The sequence below is a fragment of the Kiloniellales bacterium genome (assembly GCA_030064845.1).
Classification (GTDB): Bacteria; Pseudomonadota; Alphaproteobacteria; order Kiloniellales; family JAKSDN01; genus JASJEC01.
The window spans coordinates 40523-66093 of record JASJEC010000015.1; the positions used below are offsets into that span (position 1 = coordinate 40523).

General features: G+C 67.7%; 23 protein-coding genes and 1 tRNA gene. 7 read left to right on the forward strand and 17 right to left on the reverse strand.

The genetic code is table 11. The features are described 5' to 3' along the window. Window positions 1-3 precede the first annotated feature (3 nt). Window positions 4-3072, forward strand: coding sequence for an efflux RND transporter permease subunit (locus tag QNJ67_08130; protein ID MDJ0608933.1), 3069 nt, complete (start codon window positions 4-6; stop codon window positions 3070-3072). Window positions 3073-3123: 51 nt separating this feature from the next. On the opposite strand, the gene QNJ67_08135 is transcribed toward QNJ67_08130, so the two are convergent. Further along, complete coding sequence (locus tag QNJ67_08135) at window positions 3124-3900, reverse strand: hypothetical protein (protein ID MDJ0608934.1); 777 nt, start codon at window positions 3898-3900, stop codon at window positions 3124-3126. Window positions 3901-4534: 634 nt separating this feature from the next. Between QNJ67_08135 and QNJ67_08140 the strand changes: the two genes are divergently transcribed. Continuing rightward, the gene (locus tag QNJ67_08140) at window positions 4535-5155 is read left to right on the forward strand and encodes an urea carboxylase-associated family protein (protein ID MDJ0608935.1); all 621 of its coding nucleotides are present in this window, start codon (window positions 4535-4537) and stop codon (window positions 5153-5155) included. Between the two features lie 56 nt (window positions 5156-5211). Here the strand turns inward: QNJ67_08140 and QNJ67_08145 are convergent, their stop codons facing one another. The 5 genes from QNJ67_08145 to QNJ67_08165 form a co-directional block, all read right to left on the reverse strand. Further along, the gene (locus QNJ67_08145) at window positions 5212-5448 is read right to left on the reverse strand and encodes a hypothetical protein (protein MDJ0608936.1); all 237 of its coding nucleotides are present in this window, start codon (window positions 5446-5448) and stop codon (window positions 5212-5214) included. A 252-nt stretch (window positions 5449-5700) separates the two neighbouring features. Beyond that, on the reverse strand, window positions 5701-6588 hold the full coding sequence (locus QNJ67_08150; protein ID MDJ0608937.1) for a DMT family transporter: 888 nt from the start codon (window positions 6586-6588) through the stop codon (window positions 5701-5703). A gap of 325 nt (window positions 6589-6913) precedes the next feature. Beyond that, the gene (locus QNJ67_08155) at window positions 6914-7198 is read right to left on the reverse strand and encodes a hypothetical protein (GenBank protein ID MDJ0608938.1); all 285 of its coding nucleotides are present in this window, start codon (window positions 7196-7198) and stop codon (window positions 6914-6916) included. Window positions 7199-7422: 224 nt separating this feature from the next. Next, on the reverse strand, window positions 7423-8103 hold the full coding sequence (locus QNJ67_08160; protein ID MDJ0608939.1) for a hypothetical protein: 681 nt from the start codon (window positions 8101-8103) through the stop codon (window positions 7423-7425). Between the two features lie 321 nt (window positions 8104-8424). Next, window positions 8425-8500, reverse strand: a tRNA-Glu gene (locus QNJ67_08165). A gap of 310 nt (window positions 8501-8810) precedes the next feature. On the opposite strand from QNJ67_08165, the gene QNJ67_08170 reads away from it, so the two are divergent. Then, window positions 8811-9566: a response regulator transcription factor gene (locus QNJ67_08170; protein ID MDJ0608940.1), complete on the forward strand. Its 756-nt coding sequence runs from the start codon at window positions 8811-8813 to the stop codon at window positions 9564-9566. 19 nt (window positions 9567-9585) lie between these two features. Here QNJ67_08170 and QNJ67_08175 read toward each other — a convergent pair whose 3' ends face one another. From QNJ67_08175 to QNJ67_08190, 4 genes are all read right to left on the reverse strand, one after another. After that, window positions 9586-10290 (reverse strand): SMI1/KNR4 family protein, encoded by a 705-nt coding sequence (locus QNJ67_08175; protein ID MDJ0608941.1) that lies wholly within the window; start codon window positions 10288-10290, stop codon window positions 9586-9588. Between the two features lie 321 nt (window positions 10291-10611). Continuing rightward, a complete protein-coding gene (locus tag QNJ67_08180; protein MDJ0608942.1) occupies window positions 10612-12012 on the reverse strand; it encodes a DEAD/DEAH box helicase in 1401 nt (466 codons plus the stop codon). Between the two features lie 247 nt (window positions 12013-12259). Continuing rightward, window positions 12260-13318, reverse strand: a complete 1059-nt coding sequence (locus tag QNJ67_08185; protein ID MDJ0608943.1) for a low specificity L-threonine aldolase — start codon at window positions 13316-13318, stop codon at window positions 12260-12262. A gap of 39 nt (window positions 13319-13357) precedes the next feature. Then, entirely contained in the window at window positions 13358-13648 is a 291-nt protein-coding gene (locus QNJ67_08190) for a hypothetical protein (protein MDJ0608944.1), read from the reverse strand. A 34-nt stretch (window positions 13649-13682) separates the two neighbouring features. On the opposite strand from QNJ67_08190, the gene QNJ67_08195 reads away from it, so the two are divergent. The 3 genes from QNJ67_08195 (at window position 13683) to QNJ67_08205 (ending at window position 16920) form a co-directional block, all read left to right on the forward strand. Then, entirely contained in the window at window positions 13683-14657 is a 975-nt protein-coding gene (locus QNJ67_08195; protein MDJ0608945.1) for an RluA family pseudouridine synthase, read from the forward strand. 209 nt (window positions 14658-14866) lie between these two features. After that, window positions 14867-15754 carry an RNA polymerase sigma factor RpoH gene (gene rpoH, locus QNJ67_08200; protein MDJ0608946.1) on the forward strand — a complete coding sequence of 296 codons (888 nt, stop codon included), beginning with the start codon at window positions 14867-14869 and terminating at the stop codon, window positions 15752-15754. Window positions 15755-16059: 305 nt separating this feature from the next. Continuing rightward, on the forward strand, window positions 16060-16920 hold the full coding sequence (locus QNJ67_08205) for a class I SAM-dependent methyltransferase (protein MDJ0608947.1): 861 nt from the start codon (window positions 16060-16062) through the stop codon (window positions 16918-16920). On the opposite strand, the gene QNJ67_08210 is transcribed toward QNJ67_08205, so the two are convergent. From QNJ67_08210 to QNJ67_08225, 4 genes are all read right to left on the reverse strand, one after another. After that, window positions 16917-17408 carry a hypothetical protein gene (locus tag QNJ67_08210; GenBank protein ID MDJ0608948.1) on the reverse strand — a complete coding sequence of 164 codons (492 nt, stop codon included), beginning with the start codon at window positions 17406-17408 and terminating at the stop codon, window positions 16917-16919. The genes QNJ67_08205 and QNJ67_08210 overlap by 4 nt on opposite strands. Window positions 17409-17433: 25 nt before the next feature. Continuing rightward, window positions 17434-19470, reverse strand: a complete 2037-nt coding sequence (locus QNJ67_08215; protein ID MDJ0608949.1) for a hypothetical protein — start codon at window positions 19468-19470, stop codon at window positions 17434-17436. 285 nt (window positions 19471-19755) lie between these two features. Further along, the gene (locus QNJ67_08220; GenBank protein ID MDJ0608950.1) at window positions 19756-21048 is read right to left on the reverse strand and encodes an adenylosuccinate synthase; all 1293 of its coding nucleotides are present in this window, start codon (window positions 21046-21048) and stop codon (window positions 19756-19758) included. 4 nt (window positions 21049-21052) lie between these two features. Next, the gene (locus QNJ67_08225) at window positions 21053-22201 is read right to left on the reverse strand and encodes an ATP phosphoribosyltransferase regulatory subunit (GenBank protein ID MDJ0608951.1); all 1149 of its coding nucleotides are present in this window, start codon (window positions 22199-22201) and stop codon (window positions 21053-21055) included. A 346-nt stretch (window positions 22202-22547) separates the two neighbouring features. Here QNJ67_08225 and QNJ67_08230 point away from each other — a divergent pair, with 346 nt between their 5' ends. Beyond that, window positions 22548-22988 (forward strand): TerB family tellurite resistance protein, encoded by a 441-nt coding sequence (locus tag QNJ67_08230; GenBank protein MDJ0608952.1) that lies wholly within the window; start codon window positions 22548-22550, stop codon window positions 22986-22988. An 85-nt stretch (window positions 22989-23073) separates the two neighbouring features. On the opposite strand, the gene QNJ67_08235 is transcribed toward QNJ67_08230, so the two are convergent. From QNJ67_08235 to QNJ67_08245, 3 genes are all read right to left on the reverse strand, one after another. After that, the gene (locus QNJ67_08235) at window positions 23074-23856 is read right to left on the reverse strand and encodes a 3-hydroxybutyrate dehydrogenase (protein ID MDJ0608953.1); all 783 of its coding nucleotides are present in this window, start codon (window positions 23854-23856) and stop codon (window positions 23074-23076) included. Between the two features lie 135 nt (window positions 23857-23991). After that, complete coding sequence (locus QNJ67_08240) at window positions 23992-24729, reverse strand: hypothetical protein (GenBank protein MDJ0608954.1); 738 nt, start codon at window positions 24727-24729, stop codon at window positions 23992-23994. 10 nt (window positions 24730-24739) lie between these two features. Then, window positions 24740-25570 (reverse strand): hypothetical protein, encoded by an 831-nt coding sequence (locus QNJ67_08245; GenBank protein MDJ0608955.1) that lies wholly within the window; start codon window positions 25568-25570, stop codon window positions 24740-24742. Between the last annotated feature and the right edge of the window lies 1 nt (window position 25571).

Consider the following 25571-nt stretch of genomic DNA (forward strand, 5'->3'; position numbering starts at 1 on the left):
AGCATGTTCGGAAAGATCACCGAGTTCGCGATCGAGACCAACCGAATCACGGTCATTTTCCTGCTCGCCATCCCCCTGGTCGGGTTTCTGATCTTTCTCGACTATCCGCGCCAGGAAGACCCCTCGATCGAGATCCGCGAGGCCATCGTCGTGACCTCGTTCCCGGGGATGGACGTCTACGAGATCGAGGACCTGATCACCTTCGAGGTGGAGGAAAAGGTCCGCGAGATCGGCGAGGTCGACGACATCTGGTCCTACTCCAAGGCCGGAACCTCCATCGTCCACCTGGAGCTGGACGACTGGGTGCAGGGCGAGGACATCGACCTGGTCTGGAAGGACCTGCGCAACAAGATGGACGACCTCAGGCCGACCCTGCCGGACGGGACCATCGGCCCCGTCGTCAACGACGACGTCGGCCTGACGGCGGTGGCGACCATCGCCCTGTGGAGCGACGGCTTTTCGCTCGAGGAGATGCGCCGCGTGGCGCGCGAGGCCCGGCGACGGCTCGACGCCCTGGCCGGGGTGGAACGGGTCGAGACCTTCGGTGTCCAACAGGAAAGGGTGTTCCTGGAGGTCTCGAACACGCGGCTGGCGCGGCTCGGGATACGGCCGGGCATGATCGTCGAGACGCTGCGGGACCAGAACATCCTGCTGCCCGGGGGCGTGATAGACGCCTACGGCCAGAACGTCTCCATCGAGGCGACCGGGACCTTCGACAGCGTCGAGGAGATCGCCGAGGTCCTCATTCCCCTGCCCGACAGCGACCAGACGATCCCGCTCAAGGACATCGTCGAGGTCAGGCGAGACTACGCCGACCCCGCCGACCGGCCGGTCTTCTTCAACGGCAGTCCGGCGATCGTGCTCAGCGTCACGATCCTGGACGGCGTCAACTCGGTCGAGTTCGGCGACCGCCTGACCCAGCGGATCGAGGAGATCAAGCAGACCCTGCCGTTCGGCTACTTCCTCGAGTACGCCACCTTCCAGCCGGTCCTGGTCGAGCGGGCGGTCAACGGCGCTCTGGTGAACCTGGCCCAAACGCTGGTCATCGTGCTCATCGTGGTCGTGCTTTTCCTGGGCGTGCGGACCGGCCTCATCGTCGGGTCTTTCGTACCGCTGACCATCCTGCTCGGCCTGATCGGCATGTCGGTGCTCGACGTCGAACTGCAGCGCATGTCGATCGCGACCATGATCATCGCCCTGGGCCTGATGGTCGATGCCGCGATCGTCGTCGCCGAGAACATCCGCAACCGGATCGAGCAGGGCGAGGACCGCAAGCAGGCTGCGATCGACGCGGGCCGGAACCTGGGGCTGCCGCTCCTGACCTCCACGGTGACCACGATCCTCGCCTTCATGCCGATCGCGCTCGCCGTCGGCAGCGTCGGCGAGTACACGCGGTCGATCGGACAGGTCGTGACCCTGGTCCTCATGGGGGCTTGGTTCATGTCGATGTTCATGACCCCGACCATGTGCTACTGGTTCCTCAAGGCCCCGCCGCAGACCGGGCAGGCGACCGAGAAGACGGATCTCTACGACTCCCCCTTCTACCGGCGCTATCGGGTCTTTCTCGAGACGCTCCTGCGGCAGCGCACGATCTGCATCGCGGTGGTCGCCACCATCGTGCTCGCCGTGGTTCTTCTGTCGCGCTTCGTGGTTCAGGAGTTCTTTCCGGCCAACGACCGCAACCAGTACCTGGTCTACATCGACCTCGAGGCGGGAGCGCATATCGACGAGACGACCCGGGTGGTCCGGGGCCTGAGCGACTGGCTGAAGGACGGGTCGATCAATCCCGAAGTCACAAGTACCGTCGCCTACGCTGGCAGCGGCGGGCCGCGCTTCTTCCTCTCCCTCACGCCGATCAATCCCGACCCCCACGTCGCCTTCCTCCTGGTGGAGACTGAGTCCAACACCCAGGTCCCCGAGATGCTGGCGCGGACCCGCCGCCATATCGAGGTCACCTACCCCGAGGCGCAGGGCCAGGTGAAGGCCATGTGGCTGGGGGCGTCGGAGACCGGCCTGGTCGAGTTCCGCATCAGCGGCGCCGACGAGACCGTCCTCATGTCGCGGGCGGAGCACCTGCTGAACGGGCTCCGCGCCATCCCCGGCACCATCCACGCCAAGCAGGACTGGGAGAACCGGGTCCTCAAGGTCGAGGTCGTGGTCGACCAGAACCGGGCGCGACGCGCGGGCGTGACCTCGGCGGACATCGCCAGCACGCTGGGCGCCTTCGTCAGCGGCGGCACGATCACGGACTACCGCGAGGGCGACGCAGTGATCCCGGTCATGCTGCGCGGCGTCGAGGGCGAGCGCGATCAGCTGTCGAGCCTCTCGGCCATGAACGTCTATTCCAGCGCCAGGGGCACCAACGTGCCGCTCACGCAGATCGCCGACATCCAGACCGTCTGGGACCCCTACTTCGTCAACCGGCGCAACCTGGAGCGCACCATCACGGTGAGCGCCAACCACGTCCATCTCAAGGCGGGTCAGCTGGTCGAGGCCATGATGCCGGCCATCGAGACCCTCGACCTGCCGCCCGGTTATCGCTGGGAGATGGGCGGCGAACTGGAGGACGCGGAGATAGCACAGGGACATCTCTTCGCGAGCTTCCCCCTGGCCGGCATGCTGATCGTCATCCTGCTGGTCTGGCAGTTCAACTCGGTGCGCCGCGCCGGCATCATCCTGCTGACCATTCCCATGGCCGTCGTCGGCTCGATCGTGGGGCTGCTGGTGACCGGCGCGCCCTTCGGCTTCATGACGCTGCTCGGCCTCCTGAGCCTGGCCGGCATCATCATCAACAATGGCATCATCCTGATCGACAGCATCGAGGCCGAGCGCAAGGCCGGCGCCGAACCCTACGACGCGATCGTGAACGCGGCGGTCTCGCGCTTCCGGCCGATCCTGATGACCACGATCACCACGCTCTTGGGCCTCATGCCGCTGATCGTCTGGCAGGACCCGCTGTTCTACGGCATGGCGATCGTGATCTCCTTCGGGCTCGCGCTCGGTACCGTCCTCACCCTGGGCGTCGTGCCGGTGATCTACAGCCTGTTCTTCCGCGTCGCGGCGCCGAAGTAGTCGGGCAGCCTACCTGCCGGCTCGCCGCCCGCTCCGTTCGGGCGCCGACGATCAGAAGTCGGCCTGCGGCAAGTGCTCGAGCAACAGGATCAGGGCGGTGAAGACGGTCACGCCGGCCAGGAACGGCCAGAACGAACCGCGCTGCTCCATCGACATCTTCTCGCCGATGGTCGAGATCAGCATGACGCCGGCCAGGAACGCGAACCACAGGGCGACGACGTTGGTGGAGACTTCGATCAGCACGCCGAGGACCCAGCCGAGCAGAAGGGAGACGGCCAGGAGCCATTTGCTCCGGCGCTCGTAGACCTCCGGACGCTGCTTGCGCAGACCGTAGTCGGTGACCAGGAACAGGGCCCCCATGCCGAACACGATCAGGCCCATGGACAGGAGGCCGAGGTGGAGGCGATTGACGATCAGATAGCCGATCAGCACGCTGTAGGCGCAATAGCCGATCACGGTCGCGGCGGCGGCCGCGTGATAGCGTAGCGGCGACGTGAGGTTTGGCCCCTGAGCGCCGTAGGTGGCGACGCGCGAAACGCCGTAGTAGGCGACCAGGCCCACCATGGCCGCGAGGTAGGCGTGGTGCTCCAGAAATCCGCGCAGCCCGGTATCGGCGCTCGCTATGAAGCTGTCTTGCTTCTCCGCCAGCTTGGGCAGTATGCGCATCAGGCAATAGGCGAGCGATGCCCCCGCGCCCGCGGACAGCAGCGCGTTGCGCGCGGCGCTGCCGAGACGATCCAGCAGCTTCACGAAGAGATGGACCAGGGCCAGCAGGGAAACGGCGATCAGCGATTCGATCGCGTTAGCCGGGGACGTCGCGAGCGTCACGAGCGCGGCAGCCTTGCTGCCGAGGGCATCAAAGTCATTTCAACCGGCGTTTCCCTAGGGCCCGTTGACACTCACGGCGCGCTCCTGGCGGGAGCGCATTTGCGCCGGGGCTAGGAGCGGGAGGCGCCGTGGGGTGGGGCCCCACAAGGCCTTCCGCGACGCCTCCCCGGCGCAAATGCGCCCCGTCCCGAAGGGATCCGGCGAAATCGGCCCGCTGCCGCGTTGCTCGTCGTTGAATATGCTCGGCATGTCCTTCCTCCTCGCGCCTAACAGCAGGCCGATTTCACTCGGACCAGGAGCGCGACGTGAGTGTCAACAGGCCCTAAAGCGGATCATGTTTAGATGGAACCACTTCGTGGTTGCCAACTAAACATGTGAAGCCGCTCTACATCCTAGGTTTAGAGCAGATTGACCGGGTTTGATGGATCGCCTCCGGCGATTCAATCAAACCCGGATCTGCTCTAGGCGAAGGCCCGCGATCCCATCGAGCCTGACCGGAATCCGGTCGGCGCGCAAGCCACCCGAGAGCGCCCGCTGACGAGCGGGTATCGGTCATGGACTTTGTCCGCGCTTCGCAATGGGGAGCGTATGAAATAGGCTAAGCGCTCGTCCGCTCCACAGGGAGGATGAACCGGTGACCGAACCAGAGCTTACGAGGCTCGCCGCGCGCACCGGCACGGCGATGCGGGTCGCCAGGGGAGAGGCGCTCAGGATCGTCAACCTCTATGGCTCCCAGGTGGTCGATTGTTGGGCATTCAACGCCGAAGACCTCGACGAATGGATGTCGATGCCCCACACACGCAACGCCTGCCGAAGGCTCACGCCGGCCGTCGGCGAGAGTTTCGTCACCAACCTCAGGCGGCCGATCCTCACGCTCGCCGAAGACACCTCGCCCGGCGTCCACGACACGCTGATCCCCTGCTGCGATGCCGCCCGCTACAAGGAACTAGGTTGCGAGGACCACGCCAACTGCGCCGACAACATGGCCGATGGCCTGCGGAAGCTCGGCATCGCTCCGCCGTTGCCACCGGCGCCGCTCAACCTTTTCATGAATGTCCCGGTTGGCCCCACCGGACGGCTCGAGATCGCCCCGCCGGTCTCGGCCCCTGACGATCATGTCGTGTTGCGCGCCGAGATGGACGTCATCGTCGCGCTCTCGGCCTGCCCCCACGACATCTTTCCGGTCAATGGCGCCGACGCGACACCTCGCGACGTCGCCTACGCTGTTCGTCCCGCGGCCAGGGATGCTGCGTAGGCGCCGGGGTCGCCAGCACCCTTTCGTTCGGCCTTTGCGGTGTTCGCGATCGCCCGTTAGCCGAAGGAGCGAAACACGGAGCGGGTATGCGCCTGCCCCTTGAGCGCTTCCACAACCTCGCGCCCCGCGGGAGTCACCTCTCCGACGGCATCGATCCAGCCCCGTTCGCTGGCGGCGGCTTCCCCGTCGGAATCATCCGCACTGCCGAGCTGCCTGGCGACGAACATGATGTCCAGGCGGCAGACATCGCTGTCGTCCGCGTCGATTACGATCTGCTCGGGTGTATCCGTCATTGCCCTGCCGCCTCTGTGAGTACCGAAGGATTTACGAGCAACGCCGAGAAGTGGATGACCCGATCCTCGTCGCCGCGGACAATCGGTCGGAGCCGTGGCACGCCGATCCATGACCCTAGAGCAGATCCGGGTTACTTAATCGCCGGAGGCGATCCATCAAACCCGGTGAATCTGCTCTAAACCTAGAATGTAGAGCGGATTCAGATGTTTAGTTGGAGACCACCAAGTGGTCCCATCTAAACATGATCCGTTCTAGGCGGCTGCCTTTCGGTCGCGCCGCTGGCGGGGAAGAACGATCTGAGCCACGGCAATGCCGGCCAAGATCAGCCCCATGCCGGCCACCGCACTCCAGTCCGGCGTCTCCCCGAGAAATATCATGCCGGTGAGAACGGCCCACAGTGGGATCAGGTAGTTGATTTGCGAAAGAAAGCTGGGCCCGGCCCGGCGGACGAGATCGAAATAGACGAGAGGAGCAAGAGCGGTCGAGACGACGCCGAGGACGACGATCACCAGCAGCGAAGACAAATCCAGGTCCCACACCACCGGCATGAAGTCGCCCACGGTCGTCGGCAAGAACAGCAGGTTTGCGCCGATCGTGGTGCTTGTGGCCGCGACGATGCTGTCGTTCGCGGGACACAGCCGCGCGATGATCGTGTTCACCGCGTAACAGACCGCACCGGCGACGATGGCGAGCTGGGCGACGATCTGCGAACCTTGCCCCTGAACCTGAAGCAGAGCATCGGGCCCCATAAGAACGACGACGCCGAGGAAGCCGACCAGAAATCCGGCGCCTTTGCGCCACGTCATGCGGTCGCCCTTAACGAAGAAATGCGCCAGGACGATCGTGACCAGCGGCATCACGGCCATCAGAATTCCGGCCACGCCGCTATCCACCGACCGCTGTCCCCAGGAGATGAGCCAGTAGGGAAGGCAATTGCCAAGCACGGCCATCGCCACAAAGAACACCCAGAGACGCCCCTCCGTCGGCACGCGCCTTCCCGTGATCAGGAGCAGGCCGAAAAGCACGCCGCCTGCGATCACCAGCCGCCCCGCCACGACGCTCTCGGGAGCGATCGCCGAAACCGCGACCTTGGTCAGTGCGAAGGAGCTGCCCCACATGACCACGAGAGCGATCAGCATCGTCCAGTGGAGGAGCGGATCTGACGCGAGGGCCGAGCCGGTCCCGCCTTCGCTCCGCCCAACACGACCCCTCGACGCCCTGCCGGTTGGCCCGGGCAAGTGTAGCTGGTCTGCGCCGCTCCTCTGAAGAACCCTGGCGGCGGTTTCCGGCGCCGCGGATTCGGCGGAAGCGAATTCGGATGTCGTGCCGATTGCCATCAACGCGCCTATGGGGTGTTGCCCGGGCCGGATCTCGTGGAGCGGGGCCCGGAGACCGGCGCGACACGGGTGCGCCGGCACCGCGACACTGCCTATCCAGCTAGAGTCACTGCCCGGTCCTTCGGGGTCATCCGCGCGAGTGAACAGCGGCGACGCGGCGTTCCGGACGGCCGGCGGACGCCTGGAGCTGCAGCAGCATGGACAGACCAACGGCGGCCACCCCGAAGAGCATCGAAGGTTTGAACAGCATGATGGAGAGGTGGAAGGTCGCGTGCTCCATCTGGCTGACCATCGTTCCGAGTCCGAAGACGTTCAGAGTCAGAACCACGATCACCGCGAGGCTACCGATGATGGTCCCGAGGGCGCCGTGAACGAGTAAGCGCCGGGTCCTTATTCCATAGTGGTGCAGCATCAGCTTCTCCTGTCTTGCGAGCGCAGGACAGATTTACGCGACGCGGCGAACGTCGGATCAAATGCCCCGGGCGCGCGCGGGCGCGGCGCTCGAAGGCGGGCAAGGAAAGAATAGCGCTGCCAAAAGCCGAAGGCGTCTCGTCGAGGCCCGGAGACAGGGCCAATCTAACTGGATCGGCAGGAGGACCTGGAGCCCTGCTTCCGTGCTTGCATGGCGCCGACTTCTTAACCGGCCATGACGCGATGTCGTATCGTCAGGCCTCGGCAGAGCGCGACGTACAAGAGGGTCATGAAGGCCAGGTGAAACGGGAGGACCGCATGAAACACCATGCTTGACCAGATTGGTCTCTTCACGGATCGCCACCACTGTCCCACTTTCCGATTAACTTCTCCCACCTTCTGTTTCATTGTCGTTGTCAGGTCTCTGTCCGGTGCAGGTTTTTCATCTGCGGAAGAGTCACCGACTCCTATGTCTTTGGAATGCAGGATCCAAGTCCAAGCCAAGACGGTCCTGGGAGATACTTCTACTTTGGGTTCTGAAAACACGACTCTCACAAACTTTACTTCGGGCAGACTGCCCAGATCACTCACTATCCAATGGTGCGCCGAGACACTCGCAAGAGAGGCCGTGAGAAGCATGGCGACACCGATGGCGTTGAACTTGAGCTCTCCCCAGAACAGGCGACGATCCCTTTCAGGCGTGAGCCTCCAGACCGTTCTGAAATTCGATCTGACCGACCAGACAAAAACGGCGGACAGGAGCAGGAACAATCCGCCCGTCACGGCGCCGTATTCAATCCAGCTGTCCTCCAAGAAATAGGCTCTTGGCAGATGCACCAGGTTGGAGCTGCCGGATCCAGTGACCACCGATCCGAAAACGATGACGAGCCACACCGCCACGTGCATGGCCAAGACCCAGAGGCCGGCTCGTCGACAAAGCGTTTTCAGGAACATAGCCAAGGTAGCCACTGTCTATCGTCAAACTGTTGGAAACAATTTAACGCGCTCGGTTAAGCGCCTGTCCAATGTCGTCGACGAAGGAAACCCGGGCGCGCGGCGGTTCCCAGGCTCTGCTCGCTCTCCAGCCTGCTCAGCGCGTGGAAGAGCACGCGATACCCTCGCGGCACGTCTTCCGTCCTCCAAGCGTACCGGTCGCGGGCACCAGTTGGAAGACTAAGCCCCAGATTTCATTGAAAGTTTCGGCGCAGCAAACACTTAGGTAAGTGTTGGCGTCCCCTAGGGGAGTCGAACCCCTGTTTTCGCCGTGAGAGGGCGATGTCCTAGGCCACTAGACGAAGGGGACGCGAGCGGCCGTTGGTCGGCAAGTCTTATCAAATAGCCAAAGAGAGGGGCGGATACAAGGGTGCAGGTGCAGGTGGAAGCGGGGCGCGCCCCGCCGTCGCCGCCGGACCGCGGGCCGCTTACGCAGCGGCACACTCAACCCTGGCGCGCACCTCCAATCTGTCCTATAGAACGAAATGTTTCCAATCGCGTTTGGCGCGTAGCACTTCCAGAATAGTTGTCTTCGCTTACGGAATGTTACAATATGTAACTGAAGGTAGCGTCTGGGCCGCCAAAGACACGTTTTTTTCGAGTTTCGGCGCGGAGTTTTCATGACCGACAGGACCGTCGTGCTGGTCGTCGAGGACGAGGAGGCGATCAGAGAGCTGGTCGCGACCTACCTGGAGCAAGAGGGCTTCGCCGTGCTGGCCGCGCCCGACGGCACCTCGATGCGGAGCACCCTGGCCGAGAACAGCGTCGACCTGATCGTGCTCGACGTGCGCCTGCCCGACGAGGACGGCTTCGACCTGGTCCGCGAGTTAAGGCGCACCCGCGACACACCGGTCATCCTGCTGACCGGCAAGGCCGCGCCGGTCGACCGGATCGTCGGGCTCGAGCTCGGCGCCGACGACTACCTGGCGAAGCCCTTCGAGTTGCGCGAGCTGCTGGCCCGGATCCGGAGCGTGCTGCGGCGCACCCTGGGCTCGGCCGCCCAGGCGGCGCCCGGCTCCGGCCCCGGTCACGAGGAGATCAGGGTGCGGGTGTTCTCCGGCTGGGCGCTGGATCCGGTGCGCCGGCGCCTCTTCTCGCCGGAGGGCGCCGAGGTCGAGTTGACCGGGGCCGAGTTCGAGCTGCTGAGGGAACTGGTCGAGAACGCCCAGCAGCCGATCAGCCGCAACCAGTTGCTCAACGCCGCCCAGTCGCGGGATTGGGAGCCCCACGACCGCAGCATCGACGTCTCGATCAGCCGCCTGCGCAAGAAGCTGGAGAGCGACCCGGGCAACCCGACTCTGATCAAGACGATCCGCAACGTCGGCTACATCCTGGCCAGCGAGGTGACCGACCAGACCCTGAAGGGAACCGGCTGACGCCGGGAAACGCGTGCGGTCAGGCCTCGACGCCCCAGGCGGTCCAGTAGGGCCGCGCGGCCGCGCCGGCGCCCGCCGGATCGGCCGCCAGGAAGGCACGCAGTTTCTCCCGCTTCTCGGGCAGCGCGTCGGGCGGGTCGTCGGCCGCGTCGTGGTAGATGAAGGGGAGGTCGCTGTCCGCCGCCAGGGCCAGGCAGGCGAACATGCCGGCGCAGGAGGAGAACAGCGGCCGGATCTCCTCCTCGGTGTCGGTCAGGTCGTGATCCCAGAAAACCACCGGGCAATCGCCGTCCTCGCGGCGCCGCCGCGTGTCGAAGCAGGCCGGGCCGGCGTCCATCAGGCTCTCGTGGCCGAAGGGAAGGAGACCGCGCCCGAGGACCCGCGCCGGGTCCCACTCCTCGAAATAGAGCGCGCGCAGGCGCTCGCGCCAATCGTTGCAGGGATGCGACTCGAAGCGCAGGCCGACCTCGGTCAGCCAGAGGAAGTGGCGGTACTTGAGGAAGTCGCGGTAGAGCGGCGGATAGGCGAGGCCGGTCTCCCGTTCCAGGCGGTCCAGGTCGCCGTCGGTGACCGTGCTGGGCACCGCCTTCCAGCCGCTCCAGACGTCCCGCGGCTCGATCGAGGGGTCCCGCATGGCGGCCGGCACCGCGCCCGGCACGCGCAGCAGATCGAAGCGCCGCAGCTGCGCGAGGGCCTTGTCGACGTAGATCTCGGCGGAAGACACCGCGGGGCCGCCCCCTTGTGCCAAAGGATGGACGTCCAGACTCCCATGGAACCCATCAAGAGAGCGTTAGCGGCACGCGGGTCCCGGGCGGGCGCAGCGCCGCCGGATCGGACCATGACCTGACGGAACCGCTTCCCGTTTCCGGCAAACCCCGGATCTGCTCGCTATTGTTTGTTCGAGCAGATTCACCGGGCTTGTCGGATCGCCCCTGGCGATTCCGTCAAACCCGGATCTGCTCGATGTTGCTTGTTCGAGCAGATTCGCCGGGCTTGTCGGATCGCCCCTGGCGATTCCGTCAAACCCGGATCTGCTCTGGGCCGCTCAGGCGGCCCGTCTGCGCCGTCGCGGTGCTTGCGCGTCCCTGGCCGTGGCCCCGCCGGCGCTGGAGCGCTTGGCCTTGACCTTCGGCTTGTTGCCCGGCTTCGCCTCCGTCTTGCCGGCCGGATTGCCGTTCGGCGTATCGCCGGGCCTCGCCCTCGGCCGTCCCTTACCGGCGCCGCCGCGAAAACGCCCGTTCGGCCTGCCGGCGCCGCCGGGCTTGCCGCCCTGGCCTCGGCTCTCCTGCGCGCCCTGCCCGCCGGCGACCCGGGCGGGCTCTTCGCCGACCACCGCCAAGCGCATGCGGATCAGACGCTCGATGTCCCGCAGATAGCCGCGCTCCGCCGGGTCGCAGAACGAGAGGGCCGCGCCGCCGGCCCCGGCCCTGGCGGTCCGGCCGATGCGGTGGACGTAGCTCTCGGGCTCGTTCGGCAGCTCGTAGTTGATCACGTGGGTGATGCCCTCGACGTCGATCCCCCGGGCCGCGATGTCGGTCGCCACCAGGACTCGAACACGGCCCGCTCGAAACCGCTCGAGCGCTCGCTGGCGGGCGTTCTGCGACTTGTTGCCGTGGATCGCCTCGGCGGCGATGGCGAGCCGCTCCAGCTTCTGGGCGACCCGGTTGGCGCGGTGCTTGGTGCGGGCGAAGACGATCACCCGCCGGAGCGCCCGGTCGGCCAGGAGGTCGGCCAGCAGGGCCGTCTTGTCGCCGGCCGCGACGTGATAGACGCTCTGGGCGATGCGCTCGATCGGCGTCGCCTGGGGCGCCACCTCGACGCGGACCGGCCGGCGCAGCATCTCGCCCGCGAGGCGCCCGATCTCGCCCGGCATGGTGGCCGAGAACAGCAGGGACTGGCGCGCCTCGGGCAGCACCGCGACGATCTTCCGGACGTCGCGGACGAAGCCCATGTCGAGCATCCGGTCGGCCTCGTCGAGCACGAAGCACTCGACCGCCGCCAGCCCGAGCCGGCCCTGGCCCAGGAGGTCGAGCAGGCGGCCCGGGGTGGCGATCACGATATCGACGCCCTGCGACAGGGCCTGGACCTGGGGCTTCTGGTTGACCCCGCCGAAGATCACCGCCTGGCGCAGCGGCAGGTCCCGGCCGTAGGCCTGGAAAGCCTCGCCGATCTGGATCGCCAGCTCGCGGGTCGGCGCCAGAACCAGCGCGCGCGGGCAGTTTCGGGGTGTGTTGCGGCGGTTCTCGGAGAGCCGCTGAAGGATCGGCAGCGCGAAGGCCGCCGTCTTGCCGGTGCCGGTCTGGGCGATGCCCAAGAGGTCCCGGCCGGCGAGAAGCTCGGGGATGGCCCGCACCTGGATCGGCGTCGGGCTCTGGTACTTGCGCGCCTTCAGGGCGCGCTGGATCGGATCGGCCAGGCCGAAGTCCGCAAAACTGGGTACTTTCACTGAGAATTCCTTACACGGCCGGCCAGGCGGCCCTCTCGGCGCGCTCCGGTCCCGGCGTTTCACCCTCGACCGGGCGCGGCCGGCGGGGATCGATTGTTGGCTGATTGTTCCCGGGACGTGGCGCCGCGAGAAAACGGCGCTTCGCGCTATCGCGAGACAATGTACTGGCGGAGAAATGGCCCGCTAGCGACGATTTGTCAAGCGAATCAGATTTTTAAGTGCGCGTTGGCGAAGCCGACTGCCCTTGTCACGCCGACTTGCGCACCTCTCCGCCGCCCGAGAGGCGGCCAGCGGCGGCGATCATGGCCTCGACGTCTTCCGGCCTCGTGTTGAAGGCGGTCACCAGGCGGGCCTCGACCCGGTCTTCGTCGCCGCCCCAGGTGTAGAACAGGAAGCCCTCGGCCTTGAGGCCCTCGGCCATGGCCTTGGTAAAGCGCGGGAAGATCTCGTTGATCTCCACCGGGTGGAGGATCTCCACACCGGGCACGGCGGCCAGGCCCTCGGCGAGGCGCCGGGCCATGGCATTGGCGTGGCGCGCGTTCGCGAGCCAGTGGTCGTCGGTGAGATAGGCCTCGAGCTGGGCCGAGAGGAAGCGCATCTTGGAGAAGAGGTGGCCGCCGCGCTTGCGCCGGAAGCCCGCGGTCTCCGCCAGCTCGGGCTTGAACAGGACCACCGCCTCGGCGGCCAGGGCGCCGTTCTTGGTCGCGCCGAAGGCGAGCGCGTCGACCCCGGCCTTCCAGGTGATCTCCGCCGGCGAGACCCCCAGCGCGGCCACGGCGTTGGCGAAGCGCGCGCCGTCCATGTGGACGCCGAGGCCGTGGGCCCGGGCGACCTCGGCGATCGCACCGACCTCGTCGGGCCGGTAGACCGTGCCGGCCTCGGTGCCCTGGGTCAGGCTGACCGCCGCGGGCTGGACGCTGTGGACGTTGCCGGCGCCGCCGATCGCCTGTTCCAGGCCCTCGGGCGAGAACTTGCCGTGGGCGCCCTCCAGCAGCACCAGCTTGGCGCCGCCGGTATAGAGCTCAGGCGCGCCGCACTCGTCCACGTTGATGTGGGCGCTCTCGTGGCAGTAGATCGCGCCGTAGGGCGGGGTCATGACCGCCAGACCGAGGACATTTGCGGCCGTTCCGGTGGCCACGGGGAAGACCTCGCAGTCGGTCTCGAATAACTCCTGAAAGCGGGCTTCCACCGCCTGTGTCACCGGGTCGGCTCCGTAGGGCATGACCGCGCCCTCCGAGGCCCGGGTCAGGGCCTCCAGGATCTCAGGGCTGGCGCCCGCCGTGTTGTCGGAACAGAAGTTGGTCATGGCTCTTCCCCTCGCTTCACAGACTCCGGCGCGCCGCCGTCACGGGGCGTCGAGAACGATACGCCCGACCTCCTCGCCCCGCTCCAGGTCGAACACCACGATCATGCTGCAGCCCGCCTCCCCCTCGAGGATCAGCGCCAGACGCTCGTCGCCGGCCGGCTCGGCCCCGGCGAACACGCAGTCCTCGGGCAGCGTCAGCAGGACCTCGCCGAACCCGGCCTCAGCCTCGTCGGGCTCGCTGATGCGGCCCGCCACGGTGAAAATGATCACGCCGAGGATCGCGAAGATCGCGAAACCCATAACGACGACCAGCACCTTCAGGCCTTGCACGGGCCGTCAACCTCCCCTAACACCAGGGCGCATCATGGCTCTCCAACAAGAGCAGCGGATCACCGTCGCCGACGAGGAAGCCGGCGAGCGGCTCGACCGCGTACTCGCCGGCCGCCTGGACGGCCTGACGCGTTCCCGTCTCAAGTCTCTGATCGAGGCCGGCCTCGTCAGCCTGGACGGCGAGACGATAGGCGAGCCCTCCAGGCGGGTCAAACCCGGCCAAACTTTCGCCATAGTGATCCCCGAGGCTGAGCCCGCCGTACCGATAGGGCAAGTCATTGCTCTGGATATCGTTTTTGAGGACAACGACATCATCGTGGTCGACAAGCCCGCCGGCATGGTGGTCCATCCCGCGCCCGGCAATCCTGATCGAACCCTGGTCAACGCGCTGATCGCCCACTGCGGCCCGAGCTTGACCGGCGTCGGCGGCGTGCGCCGGCCCGGGATCGTGCACCGGCTCGACAAGGACACCAGCGGCCTCATGGTCGTGGCCAAGAACGACGCGGCGCACCAAACCCTGGTCGCCCAGTTCGCCGCGCGAAGCGTCCGGCGGGTCTACGGCGCCCTGGTCTGGGGCGTACCCCAGCCGGTCGAGGGCGAGATCACCGGCAACATCGGGCGCAGCCCCAGGAACCGCAAGAAAATGGCGGTGGTGACGCGCGGCGGGCGGCCCGCCGTGACCCGCTACCGGGTGCGGCGGAGCTTCGCCCGGGGCCAGGTCAGCCTGCTCGACTGCCGCCTCGGGACCGGACGCACCCACCAGATCCGCGTGCACCTGAGCGAGAAGGGCCACCCGCTGCTGGGCGACCCGATCTACGGACGCCGGGCGGCTCAGCGGGCGCGCGCCCTGCCGGAAGCGACCCGCGAGCGTATCGGCGACCTGCCGGGCCAGGCGCTGCACGCGCGGACGCTGGGCTTCGTCCATCCGAAAAATCACGAGCAGCTACTATTCGAGCGGGAATTTCCCGAACAAATAAAGAACTTGATCTCCACCCTAGAGTCGTTCTAATATTGGGTCAATCCACGTGCATCAGCTCAAATTGCGCGGTACCCGGGGTCGAGGCGCTGAGAGTGGTTTATTCGGCGTCACCGAGATCTGCTGCGGTGCCGCGTGTGCTGTTGTTTACGTTCCGGTTCGCGGAATTCCGGCAATCGTCGGCCTTCATCCCCGGCAGCAACCCGGGCGCGGACCGACCGAAGATTGGAGACTGAACTGACATGCCTTCATCCCCCAAGGTCCCGGTCCTGGTTTCGGAGGGCAACCTCTCGCGTTACCTCCAGGAAATCCGCACCTTTCCCATGCTGGAGGTCGACGAGGAATACATGCTGGCCAAGAGCTGGCGCGAACATGAAGACACCGAGGCTGCCCACAAGCTGGTCACCAGCCACCTCCGCCTGGTCGCTAAGATCGCCATGGGCTACCGCGGCTACGGGCTACCGCTCTCGGAGCTGATCTCCGAGGGCAACGTCGGGATGATGCAGGCGGTCAAGCGCTTCGACCCCGAGCGGGGCTTTCGCCTGGCGACCTACGCCATGTGGTGGATCCGCGCGGCGATCCAGGAGTACATCCTGCACTCCTGGTCGCTGGTCAAGATGGGCACCACGGCGGCGCAGAAGAAGCTGTTCTTCAACCTGCGCAAGCTGAAGGGCCAGATGAAGGCGATCGAGGAGGGCGACCTCTCGCCCGAGCAGGTCAGCCACATCGCCGAGGCGCTCAACGTGCCCGAGGACGACGTCGTCCAGATGAACCGGCGCCTCGCCGCGCCGGACCACTCGCTGAACGCGCCGCTCCGCGTCGACGGCGACGGCGAGTGGCAGGACTGGCTGGTCGACGAGACCGAGAACCAGGAGACTCGCCTCGCCGACAGCGAGGAGCTGTCCAAGCGCCGGGCGCTCCTGGTCGATGCCATGAAGGCGCTGAACGAGCGCGAGCGGCACATCCTGCAGGAGCGCCGCCTGAAGGAGAACCCGACCACGCTCGAGGAGCTGAGCCAGGAGTACGGCATCAGCCGCGAGCGCGTGCGCCAGATCGAGGTGCGGGCCTTCGAGAAGCTGCAGAAGGCGATCCGCAACGCGGCGATCAAGGAGCGGCTGGCCACGGTCTGAGGCCGCCGCTCCGGCACCACACGCATTCCACCGGGATTAGCAAGTGATCCCGGTGGAATGCGTTTCGCTTTAGCAAACTGCTAAGTGAGTGCGTAGCTGGCACCATCACCCTTCGACAAGAGTGCGGAGCACTTGCGCTACGCGCGGGTGAGGGCGATATGGATTCCAGCACTTACCCTCATCCTGAGCATGTCGAAGGATGACCGTGATCAAGGGCTCCAGACCTTTTTCTGCGCCCTGCGAGCGGCGCCCCGTCCAACGCGCTAAGCCCCAGGGTGACCGCTCCCGGGAACCGGATCGAAGCCATGCCGCAAGACCCGACTGCAGCCCCCGACGTTTCGGCCGAGCAGCGCGCCCACTGGGACCGCGTGGCGAAGTCCTGGGCCAAGTGGTGGCCGCTGATCGAGGTCGGCGCCCGGCCGGTCAGCCGGTGCCTGCTCGACCTCGCCCGGGTCGCGCCGGGCGATCGGGTGCTCGATCTGGCCTGCGGGATCGGCGAGCCGGCCTTGAGCGCGGCCGAACGGGTCGGCGCCGAGGGCAGCGTCACCGCCGTCGACCTGGCACCGACCATGCTGGAGATCGGCCGGACGCGCGCCCGCGAGGCTGGTGTCGCGGACATCGCCTTCCTCGAGATGGACGCGGCCGCGCCAGATTTTCCGGCGGCCAGCTTCGACGTTGTCCTGTCCCGCTGGGGTCTGATGTTCGTGCCGGAACTGGAGGCGACCCTCGAGCGGGTCTTCGGTCTGCTCGGCCCGGGCGGACGCTTCGCGATGGCGGTCTGGGGCCGGCCCGAGGAGGTTCCCAGCATCAGCCTGGTCGGCCGGGTCCTGGCCCGGGAGCTCGACCTGCCGCCGGCGGTGGTCGGCGCGCGCTCCCCTTTCGATCTGGCGGACCTCGAGGGCTTGAAGGTGATCCTGGAAGGAGCCGGCTTCGAGGGCTTCGAAAGCGCCGAGATCACGGTCCGCAACAGCTATGCCTCGATCGAGGAGTATCTCCGGTTCCGCGAGGACCTGAGTGCGCCGGACCCGCGCCTGGACGACGTCCCGGAAGCGCGGTTGGCCGAGGCCCACGAGGCAGTCAGGGCGGCGATCCTGCCGTTCCGGGACGGCGACGGCCGGGTGGTGATGGACAACCGGGCGATCTGCGTGGCGGCCGAGCGGCGCTAACCTCGGCGGGGCTCGGTGTCCTCGGCCGGCTCGTGGCCTTCGGCAACCTCCTCGCCCCAGAGCTCCGCCAGCCTGCGCTGGCTCAGCCTGAAAACGCTCGCCCGGGTCTCGCTGATCACGGCCAGATAGGTCGCCACGAAGGGCGGCGTCGCGTAGTAGATCAGCCAACCGAGGCCGGCCGCACCGAAAGCGATCATCCAGGGCATGGTGTCGCGCAGCACGAGCTCGATCGCGGCGAAGCTCTGCCCGTGAGACCAGAGATCGACCACCAGGGGCAGGCAGCCGGTCAGGTTCAGCATCCCGACGGTCGCGGCCAGCGACTTGCGGCTGCCCCGCTCGAAGATCGCGGCCGAGACAGTCGGCAGCAGGCCCAGCCCGACCACGACCAGGGTCGGCAGCGTGAGCGCGGCGAGCGGCAGAAGGCTGACCAGCAGGAAGATCTTCTGACCCTTGGAGAGGCCCGCTTTCGAGGCTCTGGTTCCGCTCATGGCGCCATCTCCAGACCAGCCGCCCCTAGACCAGATAGAGCAGGGTCATGGCGATCAGCATCGCGCCCGACAGGAGGGCCGAGAGGATGCTCGCCGCCTGCCGGCTGACCCGGGCGACGTTGGCCGGGCCCTTGATGCCGCCCTGCTCCAGCCAGGCGATGTGCTCTGCGATGCGCCGGTAGTCGACCCGGGCAACCTCGAAGCCCTGCTGGTCGGCCTGTCTCAGCCGCTCGTTGTCGAACAGCGCGGCCAGCGCGGCCAGATCGCCCGCCGCGGCCAGGCCCTCGGCCTCCTCGGCGGCCTGCTTGCGGTAGTCCCGGTTGTGGAAGGACTCGATCGAGGGCGCCAGCTGCTTGGCGTACCACCGGCCGATGCCCGGCAGCGCGGCAGGACCTGTGGCCAGCTGGACCGCCGCCAGCAGTTGGAGCATGGCGAGGGAGCGGATCCTGACGACGCCGCTCTCCAGGTTGCCGCCGGCCCGTTCCGGGGTGCGCTGCAGGCGGATCAGGCAGAAGGCGGCGATGTGGCGGTCCATCAGGTCCCGGGCGGCCTGGCCCTGTTCCGCCAGACGCTCGAGCGCCGGGAGCACGTGGCCGAGCGTGACCACGTACTCCCGCTCCAGGAGGGGACTGACACAAGGCCAGTCGGGGGCCAGGCGGTAGAGGCAGTTTTCCAGGCCCTTGCCCAGGGCCCTCTCGGCCAGGGCGGTCGTTGCCTGGCCGATCTGGCTGCGCAGCGGCAGATACTCCGGCCGGTTCGATTCCTGCAGCTCGAACCAGAGATCCGGGAGCCCGGCGCGCAGCAGCGCGCGCAGGCTCTCGACGCGCCGGGCGTCGCCGAGGTTCATGCCCAGCGCGCGGCCCAGGCTCTCGGTCCGGACGGCGAAGCCCCGGAAGCGCAAAGGGGCCCGCGGATCCAGGACCAGGAGGATCCAGGCCAGGTGCAGATCCTCCTCGGTGACCGCGTCCTCGACAGTCGCCCCGGCGATGACCTGGGGGTTTGCGATCTGGTCGGCGCGCTCGGCATCGCCGAGGCTGCGGGTCAGCCAGTCGGCGAGCCGGGGCTGGCCCACCTCGCCGAGCGCCTCGTCCCACTTGTTGGCCATGGCGTGGGCCAGCGAGCGCACGTTCCAGTGGTCCTCCCCCGCGAAGGACAGGGGCCGGGCCGCCCGCGGCGGCAGACCCGGCGGCTTGAGGGTAAGCTGCTGGCCGCCCAGCCAGCGGGCAAGGTCTTCGATGTCCCAGCGCTTGCCCGGATCGTCGCTCAGCAAGCCGCGCAGAGGCTCGGTCAAGCCGAGCGGGACCGAGACCTGGCCCAGCAAGGCGGAGTAGGACCCGAACTTGAGCCTGGCGGCCACAGATTCCTCGGCGCTCAGGTCGGCGTGCGGGGTCTCGCCGGCGAGCAGCACCGCCAACAGCACGCCCAGGGCGTAGCAGTCGTCGGCCGCGCTGCCGGCGCTGCGCCCGGTGGGGTCGGCCATGGCCTGCTCCAGCGGCTCGTAGACCGCCGGCTGGCTCAGACCTGGCGGCTCCGAGAGCCAGTCGCCGAGCACCACGGTCTCGCCCTGGGGATCGGCGAAGAAGACGTTGTCGAGCCGGATGGCGCGGTGGGTCACGTTCCGCTCCGCCAGGGCGATCAAGGCGCCGGCCAGCGGGCGCAGGAATCGGCGGCCCAGCTCGTGGGGCGGAACCCGATCGATCGCGGTCCGGCCGCTGGGAACCAGCCGCGCGCCGCCCGGGCGCGTAAGAATGATGACCAGGCGGCGCTCGCCGGTCGCGCGCCAGGCCACAACGCCGAAGCCCCGCGGCATCATGACGCCCTCGATGTCCGTGCGCGTCATGCGGTCGATCGTCTCGGTTCGCGCCACGGCGCCCCGGCGGCACAGCAGCGCGAAGACCCGGTTCGTCGGCGTTCGCAGGTCGCTGGCCTCGAAGGCCTCGGCGTTGGGCGAGTCGAGCTCCGGCAGACGGTTCTCCGTGATGACGCGGTAACGGCCGTCGATGACCGGGGCGCGGTCGTCCGCCGCAGACAGCCCTTCCCCGGTGCTGGCTTCGGCCGGCATCTGTCGATTCAGCTCCGCATTCCAAAAAGGGCGCGGCCGGGCAGGCGTCCCGGCGACGTCCTGTTAGCCTGTCGCGACTAGTCCGATTTGGTCAGATGGGGGTTAAGAGGCGGTGAAGAACGGAACCGCTCCCACGGGCTCGAGGGCGCTGAAAAAGCCTACAACCCTTGATCACGGTCATCCTTCGACAAGCTCAGGATGAGGGTCAATGTTTGAAACATCTCACCCTCACCCTGAGCTTGTCGAAGGGTGATGGTGCCGGCTTAGCGCATTCCCCGCAGCCCGTCAGACCGCGAAGGGATCGCGCACCAGGATCGTGTCGTCCCGTTCCGGGCTGGTCGACAGCAGGGCCACCGGGGCCTCGATCAGCTCCTCGATGCGCCGGATGTACTTGACCGCCGTGGCCGGCAGCTGGGCCCAACTCCGCGCGCCCCGGGTGCTGTCTCGCCAGCCCTCGAAGACCTCGTAGACCGGCTCGGCGGCGGCCTGGCGGCTGCCCAGCGCGGGCAGGTGATCGAGGGTCTCGCCGCCGATCCGGTAGCCGGTGCAGACCTTGATCTCTTCCAGGCCGTCGAGCACGTCGAGCTTGGTCAGGGCGATGCCGTCGATGCCGCCGACCGCGACGGCCTGGCGCACCATGACGGCGTCGAACCAGCCGCAGCGGCGGCGGCGGCCGGTCACCACGCCGAACTCCTTGCCGCGCTCGCCCAGCCACTGGCCGACCTCGCCGGTCAGCTCGGTCGGGAACGGGCCGGCGCCGACCCGGGTGGTGTAGGCCTTGGTGATCCCGAGCACGTAGTTGAGCCGCCGGACCGCCGAGCCCGAGCCGGCAGCGGCTTGCCCCGCCACGGTGTTCGACGAGGTGACGTAGGGATAGGTGCCGTGGTCGACGTCGAGCATGGTGCCTTGGGCGCCCTCGAAGAGGATCCGTTTGCCGCCCCGCTGCGCCTCGGCCAGGAGCCGCCAGACCGGGGTCGCGAAGGGCAGGATCTTGGGCGCGATCTCGGCCAGCTGCCCGATCAGCGCGTCCCGCTCGAAGGTCTTCTCGCCGAGCCCGCCGAGCAGCGCGTTGTGATGCAGCAGCAGGGCATCGACCCGGCGGGCCAGGTGCTCCGGATCTGCCAGATCGCACACCCGCACCGCGCGGCGGCCGATCTTGTCTTCGTAGGCCGGGCCGATGCCGCGGCCGGTCGTGCCGATCGCCTGATCGCCGCGGGCCGCCTCGCGGGCCCGGTCGACCGCGCCGTGCAGCGGCAGGATCAACGACGCGTTGTCGGCCAGCTTGAGGCTCTCTGGCGTGACCGTCAGCCCCTGGCCGGCGAGGCGCTCGATCTCCCCGATCAGGGCCCAGGGGTCGACCACGACGCCGTTGCCGATGATCGACAGCTTGCCGGGCCGGACCACGCCCGAGGGCAGCAGCGAGAGCTTGTAGGTCTCCTCGCCGACCACCAGGGTGTGGCCGGCGTTGTGGCCGCCCTGGAAGCGCACGACGACGTCGGCCCGCTCGGACAGCCAGTCGACGATCTTTCCCTTACCCTCGTCGCCCCACTGGGCGCCGACCACCACGACGTTGGCCATGGGCTCAAATCTCCTCGATCGTGCCGTCGCGCAGCAGGTGGCTGCAGCCGAGCCGGGCCGCCTCGGCCCCGGGGCCGGCCGCCTCGTCGAGCTGGGCGACCGTGATCCAGCCCTGCCCGCGCAGCCGGGCGGCCGTGCCGAGGTCGGTGTCGGCGGGCAGGAAGATCCGGTTCGCCGCCGCCGCCTCCGGCAACGCCCGCAGCACAGTGTCCATGTAGAGCGTGAACCCGGTCGAGGATTCCCGCGCGCCGTCGGCCCGCTCGGCCTGGTAGCGCCCGCCGCGGCCGAGCTCGCCGCGGCCGTCCTTGGCGAAGAGGGTGAAGCTGATGCCGGTCTGGTACTCGAAGCCGCGGTGCTCCACGGGGTCGACGGTCAGGCTGAGGCCGGGCGCCGCCTCGCGAATCAGGGCGACGACCCGGGCCAGGCGCTCGACCGTCGGCCGCAGCGGGTTAGGCAGGGCGAGCGCCGCCAGCGCCTCCAGGGTCTCCGCCGCCGGCCCGGCGGCGCGCAGCAGGCCCTGGAAGACCCCGTCCTTGCCGGGCGAGAGGCGCTCGACCGCGGCGGCGTCCTTGCGGTCCAGGGCCTGGCGCAGCGCCCCGGCGGCCTCCGCCTCGAAGCCCAGGGCCTCGGCCAGGGCCGTCACCAGGGTCGGCAGGCTGAGGTCGACCGAGAGCCCCGGGACGCCCAGCTCCTCCAATGCGCCGGCGGCCAGGACCACGACCTCGGCGTCGGCGCGTTCCTGGCCGGCGCCGATCAGCTCGACGCCGACCTGGCGGAACTGGCGGAGGCTGCGCAGCTGGCTGCCCGCGACCCGCAGCACCTCGCCGCCGTAGCACAGCCGCAGCGGCCGCGGCGCCTTCGCCAGGCGCGAGGCGGCGATCCGCGCGACCTGGGGCGTCATGTCGGCGCGCAGGCCCATCATGCGATGGCTGACAGGGTCCATCAGGCGGAAGGTCTCCTGGGCCACCGCGGCGCCGGTGCCGGCCAGGAGCGTCTCCTCGAACTCCATCAGCGGCGGCTTGATCCGCTCGTAGCCCCGGGCGGCGAAGCTCGCGATCAGGCGCTCGACCACCGCGGCTTCGTGGGCCGCGTCGGGCGGCAGCACGTCCTGGAGGCCGGCCGGCAGCAGGGCCTTTTCGCCGGGGTCGCTCATTGCGGGGTCTCTTCGCCTTACCGTCTTGCGCTCCGCGGCTGGCGGAGCCCGCAGGGGAATAGCTGCTTTGCCGCGGATCGGCAAGGAAAGCGCATCCCGCCGCACCCGCCTGAGATCGAGAAAAAATGATCCGGGGGCTCAATTCGTGGGTGCTTTGCCCCGCGGCTCTTCTAGACTTGGAACGCAGACACTAGAGCAGATCCGGGTTTGACTGAATCGCCATAGGCGATCCATCAAACCCGGTGAATCTGCTCTGAACTTTAGATGTAGAGCGGATTCACATGTTTGGTTGGCAACCACGAAGTGGTTCCATCTAAACATGATTCGCTCTAGGGAGGCGCCCGGCGTGCTCAGAGACACCCTGCTGGAGAAGCTGGCGGACGAGATCAACCGCTACAACGACAAGGCCTTCCTGAAGGCGGCGATGGCGGTCTGCGCCCTGACGGCGGCGGCGGACGACGAGGTCCTCATGTCGGAGCACTACCGGATCGACGAGCTCCTGGCCAAGGACCCCGTGCTGCGCCACCTCGACACCCAGAAGGCGATCGACATCCTCTACGACTACATCTACGCGGTCCGGACCGAGGGCGATTCGGCCCGGCGCATCCTCTACGGCAAGGTCCAGCGCATGGCCGGCGACATGAAAAAGTCGCGCACCCTGCTGCGGGTCGCCTATCTCGTGATCCTCGCCGACCACGAGATCCGCGACTCCGAGCGCGAGGAGTTCCGCCGGCTCGCCCGCACCCTGGGCCTCGAGCCGGAGCAGGTCTGGCAGCAGCTAGCGTGATGGTTCCTAAACTCGGCACGATAAACGTGCCGAGTTTAGGAAGCTGAATCACACTAGAATCATAGAGTCCGGGCCTGAACCGGCGTTACTGGGCGGTCCAGCCGCCGTCGACCGAGATCGCGGTCCCGGTCACCGAGGCGGCCCCGTCGGAGGCGAGGAAGACGGCCAGGGCGCCGAGCTCCTCTACGCCGACGAACCTCTTGGTCGGCTGCGGGCCCAGCATGACGTCGCGCACCACCTCCTCTTCCGTGATGCCCCGGGCCTTGGCGGTGTCGGGGATCTGCTTCTCGACCAGCGGCGTCCGCACGTAGCCTGGGCAGATCGCGGTGCAGGTGACGCCGAACTCCGCCGCCTCCAGGGCGACGGTCTTGGTCAGGCCGAGCATCCCGTGCTTGGCCGCGACGTAGGCCGACTTGAAGGGCGAAGCGACCAGGCCGTGGGCCGAGGCGACGTTGATGATCCGGCCCCAGCCGGCCTGCTTCATGGCGGGCAGGGCGAGGCGAATGGTGTGGAAGGCGCTGGACAGGTTGATCGCCAGGATCGCGTCCCACTTCTCGACCGGGAACTCCTCGATCGGCGCGACGTTCTGGATGCCTGCGTTGTTGACCACGATGTCGACCGATCCGAGGTCGCTCGCCGAGGTCGAGACCATCTCGGCGATCTGGTCCGGCTTGCTCATGTCGGCGCCGTGGTAGCCGACCTTAACCCCGTGGCGGCCTTCCAGGTCGGCCCGCGTCGCCTCGATCTCGGCCGCGTCGCCGAAGCCGTTCAGCATGACGTTGACCCCGGCCCCCGCCAGCGCGTCGGCGATGCCGAGGCCGATGCCGCTGGTCGATCCGGTCACGATCGCGTTCTTACCCTTGATCATCCCTGTTCTCCTCTCCCGCGCTCAGCGGACAGTCCGAAAAAGCCATGGCTATCATCGACGGGTCACCGCCGTGTGACAACGATTCCAAGGCCGCCGCGGACCTCGAGAACCTGTTTTGAGGCCGCCGGCGGCTGCTCAGGCGGTCAGGCGGTGGGCGTGCAGCCGTTCGTAGTGCGGCAGCACGGTCTCGTAGATCTCCTTGACCCGGTCCGGCGCCTCGGAGATGTCGATGTACTGGCGCGGCTGGGGCTTGAGGCCGTCTGAGTCGCGCAGGTTCTGGTGCCAGGAGCCGCCGTCGTACCAGCTCACCTCGTCGCGCGCGCCGGGCTCCCAGGTCAGCGCCTCGGCGATGAAGGGGATGCCGACGGCGTGGCAGTAGGCCTCGACGATGCCGGCGGGATCCTCCAGCAGGTCGTCGCTGTCGATCACCGGCGGCGCGCTCCCGGTTTGGTCGGCGAGGCGGTCGAAGAGCTGGCGCTGCTCGACGCAGCCCATCTCCTTCAGGACAAAATCGGGCCAGTGCTTGTACATCGAGGTCGCGACCTTGGCCGGGTCGCGGATCAGGAAGGAGTGGGTGAAGTGGGCCAGGAAATCGTCGGTCCAGAGGTGCTCGATGTAGTGCGCGAAGTCCTTGGTGAAGACCGGTCCCTGCTCGGCGGCGGCAAGAAGCGTCTTCCACACGCTGTCGAAGGTCAGGCCCGGGGTGCGCTTGCTGTCGGGCTTGAGGCGCGGCCAAAGCGGCTCTTCTCCCTGGTACCAGGGTTCGCCGAAGGGCTCGTGGAAGCAGGTCATGTCGCCGCGCATGCGCATCATCCACTCGAAGGCGGTCGAGGTGGAGCGCGGCGTGGCCCAGAGCGCGAGGATCTTGTGCATCGCCGGGTCCTCAGGAGAGCGTGGAGAGCAGGCGCCCGAACGGAGCGGTCGGTGCCACGCCGAGGGTCTTGAAGAGGCGCCAGTAGAGCGCCGAGTCCGAGGAGACGATGGGCTTGCCGATTCCGGCCTCCAGGTCGCGCTCCAGGGACACCATGCGGCGGGTCAGGCCGTCGGCCTGGCGGAAGTTGGGCATGCCGTTGACCACGACGGCCTCGGCCCCGGGCGCCAACTCGGCCACGCGCGCCATCGAGCGCCGGGCCATCTCCGCCGGGAAGATCCAGGTGCGGGCGTTGACCTCCTCCTGGGTCTCGTAGAGGCCGAGGTCGACGAAGTTGCCGGCGTAGAGCAGGTCGAAGCCGGCCTGCTTCAGGAAGCGCGCGATGCCGTCGCGCCAGTCGGGCCAGTAGTAGACCGAGTTCAGCGCGATCTTCTCGACGCCCAGCGCGCGCAGGCCCTCGACCAGGCAGTAGCCCGCCATGTGGAACGGCGTCTCGTAGGTCTCGCTCAGGCGCTGGCAGAAGGCCGCGATCTCGTCCGGCGTGGTGCCGTTGCAGTGCACCCAGTTGGTGCCGACCTGCCCCACCGCGTCGGCGCCGTTGTTGGCCATGCAGTGCACGACCTCCTCGAGCAGGTGGAAGTTGTCGGCGCGCTGCCCCAGCTCGTGGGCGTAGACCGGGACGTGCAGCATGCGCCCGTGCGCCCCCACGCCCTCGGGCGCGATCTTCAGGAAGTCGGTCGGCGCGGCGTCGAAGTCGTGGGGCGGCGCGGTGAAGCCGACCTGATGGGCGAAGATCTTGTTGGCGGGATCGGCCCAGCGCTCGGGCTTCTTGTAGGGCGGCATG